This is a genomic window from Psychrobacter sp. GW64-MNA-CIBAN-0177 (genome assembly GCF_040309585.1).
In the GTDB taxonomy this organism is placed as follows: Bacteria; Pseudomonadota; Gammaproteobacteria; order Pseudomonadales; family Moraxellaceae; genus Psychrobacter; species Psychrobacter okhotskensis.
On the sequence record NZ_JBEOOY010000276.1, the window covers coordinates 1 to 268 of the forward strand.

The window sequence follows — 268 nt, forward strand, 5'->3', positions numbered from 1 at the left end:
CTGCACCACCACACCCAGGAGGCGACAGCCGTCGGTAAGCAACACCTTGGGGTAAGTGGGATTGAGCGGCACCAGGTAGTGCTGGCCGCTCTCTTCCTGCAATTGGCGAAAGGTGGCGTGGGGGTTACCGGCCCATTGGGCCACCACCAGTTTGCCGGGCTCGGGCGGTATGGCCGGGTCAACCAGGATCATCATGCCAGCCGCAATGCTCATGCCCGTGGGCGCAGTCATGGCGTCCCCTGTCACCGGCAACCAGAATGCCTCACCT

General features: G+C 63.8%; 1 protein-coding gene. It reads right to left on the bottom strand.

Going from position 1 to position 268, the window contains the following annotated elements:
• The coding region (locus tag AAEY79_RS15075) for a S24 family peptidase (protein ID WP_352289242.1) at positions 1–252 on the bottom strand (252 nt) is incomplete at its 3' end.
• Positions 253–268 lie beyond the last annotated feature (16 nt).